The following is a 13,238-nucleotide window of genomic DNA, read 5'->3' as shown; positions in this document are numbered from 1 at the left end:
GGTTGTTTTTATTCATATGGATCAAAAAATCAAAGAAAAAATATTAAAAGAAACTGAGCATGGGTATAATTCGATGGCGGAAAAATTTTCTGAAACCAGGAAATATTTTTGGCGCGGATTGGAATTTATCGCTGATTATGCCAAAGAAGGGGAGAAAGTGCTAGATTTCGGCTGCGGCAATGGACGCCTTTTAGAGCTATTTTTTAATAAAAAAATCGACTATTTGGGTATAGATATCTCAGAAAAGCTTATTAATACTGCTAAGGAAAAATATCCTAATAAAGCCAATAATTTTCAAAAGATATCTAATTCTGATAGTCTATCATTGCCAAGCGAATCTTTCAACATAATTTTTTCTATTGCAGTCTTTCATCATTTTCCATCTAAAAAATATCGAGAAGATGTCGCTAAAGAATTATACAGAATTATAAAAAAAGAAGGATATATTATTATCACAACTTGGAATTTGTGGCAAAAAAAATATATAAAAAATATTTTTAAAAACTGGTTGGGTAAATTAAAAGGGGATAGGAATATGGACTGGAATGATTGTTATGTTTCTTTTACTGATAATGAGGGCAAAAAATTTCAAAGATATCATCATGCTTTTACAAAAAGAGAATTGCGTAAATTATTCTCTGACGCTGGATTTAAGGTGGAGAAATGTGAGATAATAGATAAAAGAAATATTTTATTGATTGGTAAAAAATAGTCATGGAAATTTTTCAGTCGACAATTTTAGGAATCATTCAGGGACTTGGAGAATTTTTGCCGATTTCTTCAACTGCGCATCTGATTTTGGCACCGTATTTTTTTGGCTGGCAGGATCCAGGACTTTCTTTTGATGTGGCACTTCACATAGGAACGCTCATTGCAGTCATAGGATTTTTTTGGAAAGATTGGCTGGAAATTTTTTCAGTAGCATCAAATAATATTTTTCACACAAACTTTAAGCTAAAGATTAATGAAACTAAAAATTATTCAGCTAGCTTATTGTGGCTTTTGGTTATTGCATCTGTTCCGGGAGCTATTTTTGGATTTTTACTCGAGACTCAAGCCGAACAAGCTTTTCGCCATCCTCTGATTATAGCTTTTACTTTGAGCATAGTCGGTCTGATTTTATATTTAGTTGATAGATACGCAATCCATAAAAAGGATATACAAAACACTAGTTTTAAAGACGCGATTATTATAGGACTTTCACAGGCCGTAGCTATTATTCCTGGGGTTTCCAGATCAGGCGCCACTATGACAGCAGCTTTGGCTTGCGGTTTATCTAGAGAGCAGGCGGCTAGATTTTCTTTTCTCCTTTCCACGCCAATAATTTTTGGGGCGGCAATTTTTAAAATCCCGGAACTTTTTAAAACAGGGATTAATGTTCCTATTTTATTGGGTATTTTAGCGGCTGCCGTAAGCGGATATCTGGCTATTAAATATATGCTGTGCTTTATTCAGAAAGTTGGTTACGCTCCATTTTTTTGGTACAGGTTAGTGCTAGCTATGATTGTAATAATGGTTTATTTTACAAAGTGACCGGGAAGTATGGACAAGCGGGTTATGCCGGTGTATAATGGTTTTTAGTTGTTTTTATTTTTGGGCCGGTAGCTCACCTGGTAGAGCGCCTCATTTGCACTGAGGAGGTAGCGGGTTCAAGTCCTGTCCGGTCCACAAATCCATGTTTAAATACCCTACTAATGGCTTTACCAAGGTCTAAGTAAAGGTTTGAACACACCTTTAATAAATATTCAATTAAGATACTATCTTTTCAGATAGTGTTTTTTGTTTTAACCGCAGAATCCTGCCTGTATTCTTAATTATAGAGAGTTTAGAAAGATTTCGTGAAATTTAAATTATATGGTAAAATACCAGCATATTTCACTAAATTCTTAAAACAAAAACATGATCAAAAACATTACTTATTGGACGAGCGTTATTGTTGTTGGAATAATGTTTGGTGTTTCCTTGCAATTTGTCAAAGCTTGGACTGAACCAACTACAATAGCTCCAGAAGGAAACATTGGAGCGCCGATAAATACCAGTGGCACTCCCCAAATTAAAATCGGTTCTTTTGGCTCCTCTGGTTCAATTAGCGCAGAAGGATCAGTGCAAGGGAAAACCAGTCTTTGTATTGGAAGTGACTGCAGAAGCACTTGGCCGAGTGGCGGTGGGACAACTTACAATGCTGGCACAGGTATTTCTATTTCTGGTACCACTATTAATAATACGGGTGATATAAATGCAAATGATGATATTCTTACGGATAATTCTTCTCAAATTAAAGCTGGAGCTTTGGGAATCAATGGAGCCTTACGTGGTTATAGCAATGCTGTTTTTGATGGTATCGTTGGTATCGGCACAACAACACCCGCAGCTAAATTGGATTTAATTGGGAAAATTAAAATTACTGACGGAACCCAGGGTGTAGGCAAAGTGTTAACTTCTGATGCTAACGGTTTAGCTTCATGGAAAACTATTAGTGGCGGAACAGGAACTGTTACTCAGTTAAGTACCGGAACAGGATTAACTGGAGGTCCGATTACGACTACTGGAACTATTTCAGCTGACACAACTTATTTACAAAGAAGAGTAACGGGTACTTGCGCTGCGGGCTTAGCTATTCGGACCATCAACTCTGACGGAACAGTGGTATGTGAAGCAACTCCCCAGCTTTGCACTTATGGTTCAAAAACTTACAGCAACGGTGCACATTGCAATGTTCTTACTTTTGTATATGCCTGTCCTGGTGCTGGAAGTAGTTATGATATTAGGGAGTGTTATAATGGGACTTGGAATAGCGCTGGTACGATGTCTGTTGCTTGCGGCGGCACAGCGTCGAACATTTGCGGACAGTAACCAAAATTTTGAGCTAATACTAACTTTATAATACCAAGAATTTCTCTTTGTGCGATAATAAAGTCATTGGGATACGGCTAAAATTACAGGCAGTAATAAATCAACATATCTCTTGCCGGTTTTATTTTGACAGTATATAATAAAGCAGTTCTTAATTTATGGATTTTCTCTGTAAAACAAGAATAAAATCTTGTTTTAATTTCTGTCATCTATTATAATTTGACTCAAACAATGAAAGAAAGGTTCACAGTATAGTTCATATTAAGGGCGATTAGCTCAGCTGGTTAGAGCGCGTCACTGATAATGACGAGGTCCGAGGTTCAAGTCCCCGATCGCCCACACAATTTGACAGCAAACGTTTAATAATGTATGTTTAAACCATAAGAAAGCCCCAGGGGCTTTTTAAAAAACCCTAAAAATATGAACAAAATTGTTACATTTGTGCAGGAGGCTAAAGACGAACTTATGAAAGTAAATTGGCCTTCAAAAAAACAAACTATAAATTACACCTTGCTGGTTGTGGCTGTAAGTTTGGCAGTAGCTGGTTTTCTTGGTGGTTTAGATTCTGTTTTTGGATACGCCCTAAGAACATTTATTTTAAAATAATAAGTAGTTAAATTACAAAAATGGCAAAACAAACACAACATCACGGCCGAGCTTGGTATGTGATTCATACATATTCTGGCTACGAAGATAATGTTGCTCGTAACCTTAAACAACGCATAGAATCCATGGATATGCAGGATCTTATTTTTGATGTAATGGTTCCAAAGGAAAATAAAATTAAAATTAAAAATGGTAAAAGGACGGTTTTTGAAGAGAGAATTTATCCCGGGTATGTTTTGGTTAATATGGTTGTTACAGATGCTTCATGGTATGTGGTTCGCAATACGCCTAATGTTACCGGATTTATTGGACTCGGGACAACTCCTACGCCGGTTGATCCTCATGAAATAGAAATGTTGAAAAAGAGGATGGGTGTAGCTGAGCCGAAATATAAGATAGATCTGAAAGCAGGAGACTCAATAAAGATAAATGAAGGGCCATTTAAAGATTTTGACGGAAAAGTTCAGGAGTTTGATGAAGACAAAGGAAAAGTTAAAGTTCTCGTTTCAATTTTTGGACGTGAAACCCCAGTAGAACTGGATTTCTTACAAGTAAGTAAGATATAAATCAACTAATGTTAAATTAATATTATGGCAAAGAAAATTAAAATAATTATCAAGCTCCAAGTTGTTGGAGGAAAAGCTAATCCTGCACCTCCAATTGGTCCGGTTCTAGGACAGCACGGAATTGCAATTCAGGAATTTTGTACTCGCTTTAATGATGCTACAAAAGATAAAATGGGCGAAGTTGTTCCTGTTGAAATTACGGTATATGAAGATCGCTCTTTTGATTTCATCATGAAAACTGCTCCGGCAGCTGAACTTTTGAAAAAGGCAGCTGGCATAGGAAAAGGAGCTGCCAACCCACTGAAAGATAAAGTAGGTAAAGTTACTAAGGCTCAGCTGGAAGAAATTGCAAAGAAAAAAATGGTTGATCTTAATGCTAATGATGTTGAAGGTGCAATGAAAATTGTAGCTGGTACAGCCAGGTCAATGGGAATTAAAATAGAATAATTTATTTATAACAAAGTGGGAGTCGCGTCATTTATAAGTGACAGGACATTATGACCACACAAAAAATATGAAAAGAGGAAAAAAATACAGAGCTATTTCTGAAAAAGTGGATAAGAATAAAACTTATCTTATTACGGAAGCCCTGACTCTTATAAAGGAAGGAAAAATTGCAAAATTCGATGAATCAGTAGAAGTTCACATAAAATTGGGTCTGGATACAAAAAAAGGAGACCAACAGGTTCGCGCAGCTGTTGTTTTGCCACACGGAATTGGAAAAACAAAGAAAATTGCAGTTGTAACTTCAACGAAAGCTAAAGAAGCTAAAGAAGCTGGTGCTGATATTGTAGGTGCTGAAGATTTTATTGAAAAAATAAAACAGGGAAAAATTGATGGATTTGATGTTTTGGTTGCCAGCCCAGAAATGATGCCTAAACTTGCCCCGGCAGCAAAAATTCTTGGGCCACGTGGATTGATGCCAAGTCCTAAAACTGAAACTGTTTCCGATAAAATTAAAGAAACTGTAGAAATGCTTAAAAAAGGAAAATTAAGTTTTAAAAATGATGCCTCAGGAGTTGTTCATCAAGTTATAGGAAAAAGTTCTTTCGAGATCAAAAAATTAGAGGAAAATTATACTACTTTCATAGAGGCTGTTAATAAGGCTAAGCCAGCAGGAGTAAAAGGAAAATACATAATTTCTATTTCTATTTGTTCGACAATGGGACCATCAATGAAAGTTAATTTATAGTCTAGCAAAAAAAGAAAAAAAGGTACCTTTGTAGGTACCTTTTTTGTTTGTTTTGTTAAATTTTATTCAGCTTTGACCTTATAAAATTTAATGTGTACAATAAAAAAGCAGATATAATTTTTATCTTATATTAAATATGAAAGAAGAAAAATACGTACGTCCATCATGGGATGAATATTTTCTGAAAATAGTCGAACTAGTTGGCTCAAGGGGGACATGCGACAGAGGAAGATCTGGTTGTGTTATCACTAAAGACAGAAGAATTTTAGCTACTGGCTATGTTGGTTCTCCAATAGGCATTGATCACTGTGATGAAATCGGTCATGAGATGCATACAGTAAGGCACGCTGATGGCCATGAAACCCAACACTGTATAAGAACTTCGCATGCTGAATTAAATGCCATAGCAAATGCTGCTCGTTTTGGGGTTTCCTTAGAAGGATCAACTCTCTATTGTCATATGACCCCGTGCTATACATGCGCTAAAGTAATAATTAATGCGGGAATCAAGAGAGTTGTGGCCAATATGGATTATCATGCCGGAGAAAGAAGCAAGGAAGTTTTTAAAGAAGCTGGAGTGCAATATGAATTAGTGAACAATGAGATCCAAAAATACGAAAACATGTAATTAAATAAAAAATAAAAAAATATGGCTAAATTAATACTAGGTCTTGCTGGCGAAATGGGATGTGGAAAAGGAACAATTGCAAAACACATAGTCGGAGAACACAGAGGAAGCTCGCACCGTTTCTCGACTGTTTTGCGTGATGTATTAGACAGGCTCCATATAGAACAATCTCGTGATAATTTGCAAATAATTTCAACCAGTCTTCGTAAAAATTTTGGAGAAGATTTGCTTTCTAAGGTTATGTATAAGGACACTCTTGATGACAGTCATGAGGTAGTTGTAGTAGATGGAGTGCGCAGGATGTCAGATATTTTATACCTCGAAAATGTTCCTCATTTCAAACTTATTTATGTAGAGACTGATATTAAAATCCGATACGAACGTATAATTAAAAGAGAAGAAAATTCGGATGATGATAAGAAGTCATTTAGTGAATTTGAAAAATCAAATCAGGATGAATCAGAATCACAGATTCGTGACTTGAAGAATTATGCAAATTATATTGTGGATAACAATGGAACATTTGTTGATTTATATAATCAGATTGAAAAAATAATAAAAGAAAATTTACAGTGAAATTGTTATGAATATTCTCGAAAAACATATAATAAAAAAATTATCAGATAATGGATTTGTTCTTGTACTTAATACGGAAGCTAAAATTGACGGACAAGCAGAAGCAATGCTTCAGGCGTTGCATTCTCGTTCAACAGGCGGAATAAAAAATCACCTCAGTGTTCTTGAAGAAAAAGGTGCTGAAAATTTTATGGAAAGATTCTATGTTGGATATGGACATAAATCTATAGGGGATTGCGGAAGTGCAACAGTTTTTGTTGAAGGTATTTCTATGCTGGCTGCTAAAGCCATACAAGATTGGAGACTATATTCTGGTCAGGAAGCTTCCACTCGATATGTTGATTTTTCTGATCAGAAATTTTTGAATCCTGCTGGAACCAAAGAAGGAGAAGAAATTCTGGAAAATTGGAGAAAGTTTTATTTAGATTCTCAGGATCCGGTACGCGAACATCTAAAAAAACAATTTCCGAAAAACAATGATGAAGATCAAAAAATATATGACAAAGCCATAATGGCCAGAGCTTTTGATATAACTCGATCTTTTCTGCCGGCAGGCGCCACAACAAATGTGGCTTGGAGGATGAATTTTAGGCAATTTGCAGATGAATTGATGCTTTTGCGTCATCATCCTCTCAAAGAAATCAGGGACATCGCAGAAAAAACAGAAGAAGCCCTAAGGGATATGTATACCAGTTCTTTTGGGCAGGAAAGGTTCGCTAATACCGAAGATTACAATAAAAAATGGATGCAGGGAAAATATTATTATAAAAATGATTCACTCAGGGATTTCACTTTGCTGTATGACAATGTTGATAGAAAAATGCTTTCAGAGTATAAAAATGTTTTGGAATCTCGACCGATAAAAACAGAGCTGCCGATGGCAATCGCTGAATGCGGAATGGTAGGATATGAATTTCTTTTGGATTTCGGATCTTTTCGTGACCTGCAAAGACATCGCGCTATTGTGCAAAGAATGCCACTTTTGAATTTATCTCACGGATTCAATGAATGGTATCTGAAATCTTTGCCGGATAATCTTCGAGAAAAAACAGAAGAATTTATAAAATCACAGGAAGAAAAAATAAAGAAATTGGGCGTCAGCGAGGAAGGAATGCAATACTATGTCGCCATGGGATATAAAGTGCCTTGCAGACTGGCAGGAGATTTGAAAGCCTTGGTTTATCTGGTTGAGCTCAGGTCTACAAGATTTGTACATCCGACATTGGTAGAGCAGATTTTGAAAATGATAAAAAGCCTCAAGGAACTTTTTGCCAAGGATGGACTGGTGCTTCATCTGGATGAAGAACCAAACAGGTTTGATATAAGAAGGGGACAGCAGGATATTGTAGAGAAATAAAAAAATAATTATCCGCTTCAGAGTAAATCTGAGGCGGTTTTTGTTTTTCAAAAAATAATTTTTTGGATTGACAAAACCATAGATAACTGTAAGAATTAGGCAGTTTTTTACAAATACAAAACCTATAGGTCAAGGAGGTAATTATGTTTAAAATAAGGTTAAATCCCAATGCTAGGCCGCTTGTAAAAGCTTCACATGCGGCGAGAAAATGCTATCAATCAAAGCCTCCTAAATGGGGAGACATGATTGATGTCGAAGGAAGACTTTTTGGACCCAGCCATCATACTACACTGGAACATAATCTTTACAGTTTTGATATTGAAGGAGTGTCTATTGGCGACATAACTTTTGGAATGCATTTGGCTAATCCGTTTTACAACACCGATCAAAGAAGCGGACGCTATTGCGCTAAAATGTTTTTGGAACCGAATTTCAGAGAAATAAAGAAATATATCAGAACATTTTGGCCGGAAGTGAATGAGCGTGAAATTAAGAATGTTCTGGGATATATCAAAAAAGGAGTTATGATTTATCACCAGAATATAGGAAAAGCAACGGAAATTTCCACTGAATTAATCAAAAAAGAACGTCCTCTTGTTTCTGCCGGAAATTTGGACGCAAATGCCCCAAAAATCGCGCAGGAGCAAATGCGGATGTTTATTTCTTTGATTTTCCCAACTGGTGTGGACTTTTCTGTAGACTTGGTCTCATTGTTTTCCATGTATCATTCTGCCTGGACGCCGTCTATGCGACATATAACAGATGAGATGGTTAAAAAGATCCTGAGAAAATTTCCGGAAGTTGATTTTATGTTCCAGCGGAAATTTCCAAAACAATGGGAAATGAAGATGCCATCAGCAGATTCGATAAAAATAAAATACAAACCTTCACTTAAGCTTTTGAACATTGAAGGCATCGAAGATTTTGTTTTGCCACCGTCAGAGATTATGTATCCCATTGATCTCTTGCATTTCCTGCCTGATACCATGAACAACAATACTGGAGGCATCAGAACAAAAATAGAAATTTCTGCTGCTACCATGGGTCAAGATCAGAGGCATCGCACTATTGGCAGAGGTGAACCGAAATTTACCGGCAATTTCTATCTGCCGCCAATTTTACGCAGAATGAAAATGGAAAAAGAAGCACTTGGATTAATGAACCAATGGCTGAGTGTTTCTCAGAATATTCCAAATTCGCTGGCCATGATTTTGGCTCCCTACGGCGCCATGGTGACCTACAAAAAACGCGGATCATTCAATGCTGTTGCCCATGAACAAGGCAAGCGTCTCTGTTTCTGTGCGCAGGAGGAGATTTACCATCTAGGAAGAATGTTGCGTTTGGCGATTCAGAAAAAAGGAGAAAAATATGAAAAACTTCTTCAAATTTTCGAGCCACCTTGCTACCGAGCAGGAAAATGCATTGAAGGACTTCGTTATTGTGGACGTGATATTGAATTACGTCTGATTGGAGACTATTTTCCAGAAAGAAATATTTAAAATTTTTTAAAAAAATATTAAAGCCATTGCAAAACATGTTTTGCAATGGCTTTTACTTTGGTTTTTTTTATGCTAAAATAGCTCTGAAATGGAATAAAAAATATAATATGGAAAAAGGTAAATTCATTGCAATATATGGCATTAATGGTATTGGCAAAACTACCCAAGTTGAACTTTTAGTCGAATATCTTAAAGAAAAGAGCAAAAACGTTTCGAGATTAAAATATCCAGTTTATGATTTAGAACCAGAAGGTCCTTTTATCTATAAATATTTACGTGATCCTGAATTTAGAGAAAAAAACGAACTTTCAACTCATGAACTTCAGAAAAAATATGCCGATAACAGGTCAAGATATGAAGGAACATTAAAAAGAAGATTAGAAAATGGCGAATGGATAGTGGCGGAAGATTATATAGGTACCGGAATAGCCTGGGGGCTTACCTGGGGAGGAGATCTTGAATATCTGGAAGAAATAAATAAGAATTTATTAAAGGAAGATTTATCGATTTTGATGAACGGCAATAGATTTTTGACAGCTGTGGAAAAAGACCATCGTAATGAAATGGAGGCCGAGAGAATTACGATTTGCAAGAATTTCCACAAGCTTCTTTCCGGAAAATATAATTGGGCCGAAGTAAACGCTAATCAGGAAATAAAAAATGTTCATGATGATATAAAAGGAATAGTTGGAATATTATTATAAATAAAAAATATGGATTTTAAGGAGTATCAGGAAAAATCTAGAAAAACAGCAATTTATCCTAAAATTGGAGAAAGTTTTGTATATCCGGCATTAGGATTGGGCGATGAAGCCGGGGAAGTTTTAGGAAAAATCAAGAAAATATTTAGAGATAAGGATGGCAAAGTAGATGATGAAACTAAAGAAGCCATAGAAAAGGAACTCGGGGATGTTTTATGGTATTTATCTCAGCTTTCAACAGAGCTTGGGTTATCATTAGATGAAGTTGCAGAAAAGAATATAAAAAAACTATATGATAGAATGGAAAGGGGAAAATTGCATGGAGATGGAGATAATCGATAATTAAAGAATTATAAATATATTATATTTTCAATTTTATGAAATATATACCAACAATTGGCATGGAAGTTCATGTGGAACTAAAAACTCATTCCAAAATGTTTTGTAATTCCAAAAATGGTTTAGGCTTAGAAAAAAAACCAAATATACATATTTGTCCAGTTTGCACGGGCCAGCCGGGGACTTTACCTGTTCCTAATCAACAGGCAATTGAATTTGTGCAACTGGCTGGATTAGCCCTGAATTGCGAAATAAATGTTAAATCAAAGTTCGACCGTAAGAATTATTTTTATCCCGACCTGCCTAAGGGCTATCAAATATCCCAATATGATCAACCGCTTTGCGGAAAGGGGCGTATCAATATAAATGGAAAAGAAATTGGTATAACTCGCATACATTTAGAAGAAGACACAGGCAAACTTATCCATCCCAAGGGAGCTGATTATACCCTGGTTGATTTTAATCGCGCCGGAGTGCCTCTTATGGAATTAGTAACTGAACCTGATTTTGAAAATGGGGAACAAGCTAGATTATTCTGCACTAAGCTGCAACAGATTTGCCGTTATCTGGGAATTTCTGATGCTGACATGGAAAAGGGGAATATGCGCTGCGAAGTTAATCTGTCTCTGCACAAGGAAGGAGAAAATAAATTAAGTGGAACGAAAGTTGAAGTAAAAAATATAAACTCATTCCGTTTCGTCGAAAAAGCCATAAATTATGAAATTGAAAGGCAAAAAGAAATTTTAGAAAAGGGCGATAAAGTTGTGCAGGAGACACGCGGTTGGGACAGTGTGAAAAATGTTACCGTTTCGCAGAGAAAAAAAGAGTCGGCTCATGATTACAGATATTTTCCGGAACCGGATATTCCGCCCATGGAATTTACTCAGCAATACATTAAGAATTTAAAGACAAGACTTCCCGAGCTTCCGGACGCTAAAGAAAAAAGATTTGCTTCAGAATACAGTCTTGATAATGATGACATCGCCATTCTTACGGCACAAAATGATCTGGCTGAATATTTTGAACAGGTGATAGGTGAAATAAAAGAAAAAATTTTATCCCATGAAATTAAATCTCCAGAAGAGAGGGTTATCAAGCTGGCAACTAACTATATTATTTCAGAATTGCGCAAGCACTTGGTTGAAAATAAACATGATGTAAAGGACTTGAAAATAACTCCAGAAAATTATGCAGAACTTATCGGATTGATCGCTGACGGAAAAATTAATTCAAGTGCAGCTCAAAAAGTTTTAAAAGATATGTATCATACAGGCGGTGATCCGTCTCAAATTATTGAAGAAAAAAATCTGGGGCAAATGCAGGATGCATCCGAACTGGAAGCTGCCGTTGAAAGTGTACTTGAAGCTAATGCAAAATCAGTTGAAGATTATAAATCCGGTAAGCAAAATGCTTTGCAGTTTTTGGTTGGACAAATTATGAAGGAAACCAAAGGAAAAGCTAACCCAGGAATGGTTATGGAACTACTTCGTAAAAAAATAAAATAATAATTTTTTTTAAATCTATGCTTAATGGAAAAAGTATTTTTGAAAATCCAGCAAAGGGTAATGGAATAGAAACCGGAGATGATTTCAGGGAAAGTGTTTTAGAAGGCAGCCCCCTAGAGAGGGTTATAGCTAAAGTGCGTTCCAAGTTGAAGATGACGGATCTTAATGATAAACAAATCCAAAAAGCTTTGTTGGCTAATGACATAGAAGGATTTGTAGAAACTGAAGTTTCATCAAAACTTCCACTATCTCCTAAAGAAATTGAAATATTAGAAGAAAATGCTGCTGAAAAGTTTGCTTCCGGAGTTGCTTATATGACTAAATCTTTTGAAGAGGGAATATTGGAAGATGAAGTAAATTCTAAAGATTAGTGTTTTAGAAATTGCATTATTTCTTTTTTAATCTCTCTATAATCTTTCAGCCATAGAATTCTTTTATCTTTCTTGAACCATGTCATCTGACGCTTGGCATAGTGTATGATATCAAAATAAAGTTTTTCTTTCATTTCCGAAAGAGAAACTTTATTTTGAAGATATCTGGCGATCCAGCGGTATTCCAGGCCGAAATATTCCAAGCGTTCCCAGGAAACACCATTTTTATTCAGATTCTGCACTTCTTCAATCATCCCTTGTTTAAAACGTTGCTCTAGGCGTTTTTTTATTTTTTCAGTTAAAATTTTTTTCGGCACGTTGATGCTAATTTGTAAAAATTCATATTTCCTTGACTCTTTATCGGCAGTTGTCATTTTCGGAACAGTACCTAATGTTTCACAGATTTCAATGGCGCGAATTAAGCGCACTTTATTTTTTGGATCAATACTTTCCGCTCTTTCTGGATCAAGCTTTCTTAGCATTTTAAAAAGTTCTTCGGCTGATTTGTTGCTTAACAAGTTACGCAACTTTTTATCTGGTTTCACTTCCGGCAACTGCAAATTATCAACAATAGCCTTGATCCAGAATCCGGTACCTCCGCAAATAATGGGCAATTTTTTCCGCTTTAAAATATCTTTAATTATTTTTTCCGCTGATTTTTTGAAATGTGAAATATTAAACTCATCATTAGGGTCGGCAATATCAAGCATATGATGAATTGCCATTTTCTGTTCCGCTTCTGTTACCTTGCCAGAACCAATATTCATCCCGCGATAAACTTGCCGGCTGTCAGCAGAAATTATTTCCCCGTTAAATTCCTGGGCAAGCTTAATAGCAATATCCGATTTTCCTGATGCAGTAGGACCTAAAAGAACGATTATTTTGGGTAAAGTTAACTTTTTCATAAGCTATTTTATAATATAGGCAATGAAAATAAAAAAGCAAGTTTATTTAAAAAAATAGCTACATTTTTATACTTGCACCATATCCAATTTCATTGTAAAATTAACCTAGAAACAAGTTCCTAACCTATTTTCCAAAGGGG

At 35.8% G+C, this 13,238-nt stretch carries 16 protein-coding genes and 2 tRNA genes; 17 read left to right on the top strand and 1 reads right to left on the bottom strand.

Going from position 1 to position 13,238, the window contains the following annotated elements:
- Window positions 1-16 precede the first annotated feature (16 nt).
- From PLR68_03655 to PLR68_03575, 17 genes are all read left to right on the top strand, one after another.
- On the top strand, window positions 17-712 hold the full coding sequence (locus PLR68_03655; GenBank protein ID HOW60814.1) for a class I SAM-dependent methyltransferase: 696 nt from the start codon (window positions 17-19) through the stop codon (window positions 710-712).
- 2 nt (window positions 713-714) lie between these two features.
- Window positions 715-1,533, top strand: a complete 819-nt coding sequence (locus PLR68_03650) for an undecaprenyl-diphosphate phosphatase (protein ID HOW60813.1) — start codon at window positions 715-717, stop codon at window positions 1,531-1,533.
- Between the two features lie 62 nt (window positions 1,534-1,595).
- A tRNA-Ala gene (locus tag PLR68_03645) sits at window positions 1,596-1,668 on the top strand.
- 231 nt (window positions 1,669-1,899) lie between these two features.
- Entirely contained in the window at window positions 1,900-2,853 is a 954-nt protein-coding gene (locus PLR68_03640) for a hypothetical protein (protein HOW60812.1), read from the top strand.
- Between the two features lie 265 nt (window positions 2,854-3,118).
- Window positions 3,119-3,192: transfer RNA gene (locus PLR68_03635), tRNA-Ile, on the top strand.
- An 81-nt stretch (window positions 3,193-3,273) separates the two neighbouring features.
- Window positions 3,274-3,459 (top strand): preprotein translocase subunit SecE, encoded by a 186-nt coding sequence (gene secE / locus PLR68_03630; protein ID HOW60811.1) that lies wholly within the window; start codon window positions 3,274-3,276, stop codon window positions 3,457-3,459.
- A gap of 20 nt (window positions 3,460-3,479) precedes the next feature.
- Entirely contained in the window at window positions 3,480-4,025 is a 546-nt protein-coding gene (nusG, locus tag PLR68_03625; protein ID HOW60810.1) for a transcription termination/antitermination protein NusG, read from the top strand.
- A 24-nt stretch (window positions 4,026-4,049) separates the two neighbouring features.
- Window positions 4,050-4,472, top strand: coding sequence for a 50S ribosomal protein L11 (rplK, locus tag PLR68_03620; GenBank protein HOW60809.1), 423 nt, complete (start codon window positions 4,050-4,052; stop codon window positions 4,470-4,472).
- A gap of 67 nt (window positions 4,473-4,539) precedes the next feature.
- Complete coding sequence (rplA, locus tag PLR68_03615) at window positions 4,540-5,217, top strand: 50S ribosomal protein L1 (GenBank protein HOW60808.1); 678 nt, start codon at window positions 4,540-4,542, stop codon at window positions 5,215-5,217.
- A 136-nt stretch (window positions 5,218-5,353) separates the two neighbouring features.
- Window positions 5,354-5,845, top strand: coding sequence for a cytidine/deoxycytidylate deaminase family protein (locus tag PLR68_03610; GenBank protein HOW60807.1), 492 nt, complete (start codon window positions 5,354-5,356; stop codon window positions 5,843-5,845).
- 21 nt (window positions 5,846-5,866) lie between these two features.
- The gene (locus PLR68_03605) at window positions 5,867-6,421 is read left to right on the top strand and encodes an AAA family ATPase (protein HOW60806.1); all 555 of its coding nucleotides are present in this window, start codon (window positions 5,867-5,869) and stop codon (window positions 6,419-6,421) included.
- Window positions 6,422-6,428: 7 nt separating this feature from the next.
- On the top strand, window positions 6,429-7,778 hold the full coding sequence (locus tag PLR68_03600) for an FAD-dependent thymidylate synthase (protein ID HOW60805.1): 1,350 nt from the start codon (window positions 6,429-6,431) through the stop codon (window positions 7,776-7,778).
- Window positions 7,779-7,921: 143 nt separating this feature from the next.
- Window positions 7,922-9,277, top strand: a complete 1,356-nt coding sequence (locus tag PLR68_03595; protein ID HOW60804.1) for an FAD-dependent thymidylate synthase — start codon at window positions 7,922-7,924, stop codon at window positions 9,275-9,277.
- Window positions 9,278-9,384: 107 nt separating this feature from the next.
- Window positions 9,385-9,981 carry a hypothetical protein gene (locus PLR68_03590; protein ID HOW60803.1) on the top strand — a complete coding sequence of 199 codons (597 nt, stop codon included), beginning with the start codon at window positions 9,385-9,387 and terminating at the stop codon, window positions 9,979-9,981.
- 9 nt (window positions 9,982-9,990) lie between these two features.
- Window positions 9,991-10,320 (top strand): nucleoside triphosphate pyrophosphohydrolase family protein, encoded by a 330-nt coding sequence (locus PLR68_03585; protein ID HOW60802.1) that lies wholly within the window; start codon window positions 9,991-9,993, stop codon window positions 10,318-10,320.
- Window positions 10,321-10,355: 35 nt separating this feature from the next.
- Complete coding sequence (gatB, locus tag PLR68_03580) at window positions 10,356-11,822, top strand: Asp-tRNA(Asn)/Glu-tRNA(Gln) amidotransferase subunit GatB (GenBank protein ID HOW60801.1); 1,467 nt, start codon at window positions 10,356-10,358, stop codon at window positions 11,820-11,822.
- A 17-nt stretch (window positions 11,823-11,839) separates the two neighbouring features.
- Window positions 11,840-12,193, top strand: a complete 354-nt coding sequence (locus PLR68_03575; GenBank protein ID HOW60800.1) for a hypothetical protein — start codon at window positions 11,840-11,842, stop codon at window positions 12,191-12,193.
- Here PLR68_03575 and miaA read toward each other — a convergent pair.
- Complete coding sequence (gene miaA, locus PLR68_03570) at window positions 12,190-13,098, bottom strand: tRNA (adenosine(37)-N6)-dimethylallyltransferase MiaA (protein HOW60799.1); 909 nt, start codon at window positions 13,096-13,098, stop codon at window positions 12,190-12,192. The genes PLR68_03575 and miaA overlap by 4 nt on opposite strands.
- Window positions 13,099-13,238 lie beyond the last annotated feature (140 nt).

Source organism: Candidatus Moraniibacteriota bacterium (assembly GCA_035390125.1).
GTDB lineage: Bacteria > Patescibacteriota > Minisyncoccia > Moranbacterales > GWC2-37-73 > DAOOTD01.
The sequence above is the reverse complement of the archived record's forward strand: the minus strand, read 5'-3'. Positions and strand labels throughout refer to the sequence as shown.

Coding starts and splice junctions, on each gene's coding strand:
- nusG (HOW60810.1), top strand. CDS start 3,480: ATGGCAAAACAAACACAACATCACGGCCGAGCTTGGTATGTGATTCAT.
- PLR68_03650 (HOW60813.1), top strand. CDS start 715: ATGGAAATTTTTCAGTCGACAATTTTAGGAATCATTCAGGGACTTGGA.
- PLR68_03600 (HOW60805.1), top strand. CDS start 6,429: ATGAATATTCTCGAAAAACATATAATAAAAAAATTATCAGATAATGGA.
- gatB (HOW60801.1), top strand. CDS start 10,356: ATGAAATATATACCAACAATTGGCATGGAAGTTCATGTGGAACTAAAA.
- PLR68_03655 (HOW60814.1), top strand. CDS start 17: ATGGATCAAAAAATCAAAGAAAAAATATTAAAAGAAACTGAGCATGGG.
- PLR68_03605 (HOW60806.1), top strand. CDS start 5,867: ATGGCTAAATTAATACTAGGTCTTGCTGGCGAAATGGGATGTGGAAAA.
- PLR68_03595 (HOW60804.1), top strand. CDS start 7,922: ATGTTTAAAATAAGGTTAAATCCCAATGCTAGGCCGCTTGTAAAAGCT.
- rplA (HOW60808.1), top strand. CDS start 4,540: ATGAAAAGAGGAAAAAAATACAGAGCTATTTCTGAAAAAGTGGATAAG.
- secE (HOW60811.1), top strand. CDS start 3,274: ATGAACAAAATTGTTACATTTGTGCAGGAGGCTAAAGACGAACTTATG.
- PLR68_03585 (HOW60802.1), top strand. CDS start 9,991: ATGGATTTTAAGGAGTATCAGGAAAAATCTAGAAAAACAGCAATTTAT.
- miaA (HOW60799.1), bottom strand. CDS start 13,098: ATGAAAAAGTTAACTTTACCCAAAATAATCGTTCTTTTAGGTCCTACT.
- PLR68_03575 (HOW60800.1), top strand. CDS start 11,840: ATGCTTAATGGAAAAAGTATTTTTGAAAATCCAGCAAAGGGTAATGGA.
- PLR68_03610 (HOW60807.1), top strand. CDS start 5,354: ATGAAAGAAGAAAAATACGTACGTCCATCATGGGATGAATATTTTCTG.
- PLR68_03590 (HOW60803.1), top strand. CDS start 9,385: ATGGAAAAAGGTAAATTCATTGCAATATATGGCATTAATGGTATTGGC.
- rplK (HOW60809.1), top strand. CDS start 4,050: ATGGCAAAGAAAATTAAAATAATTATCAAGCTCCAAGTTGTTGGAGGA.
- PLR68_03640 (HOW60812.1), top strand. CDS start 1,900: ATGATCAAAAACATTACTTATTGGACGAGCGTTATTGTTGTTGGAATA.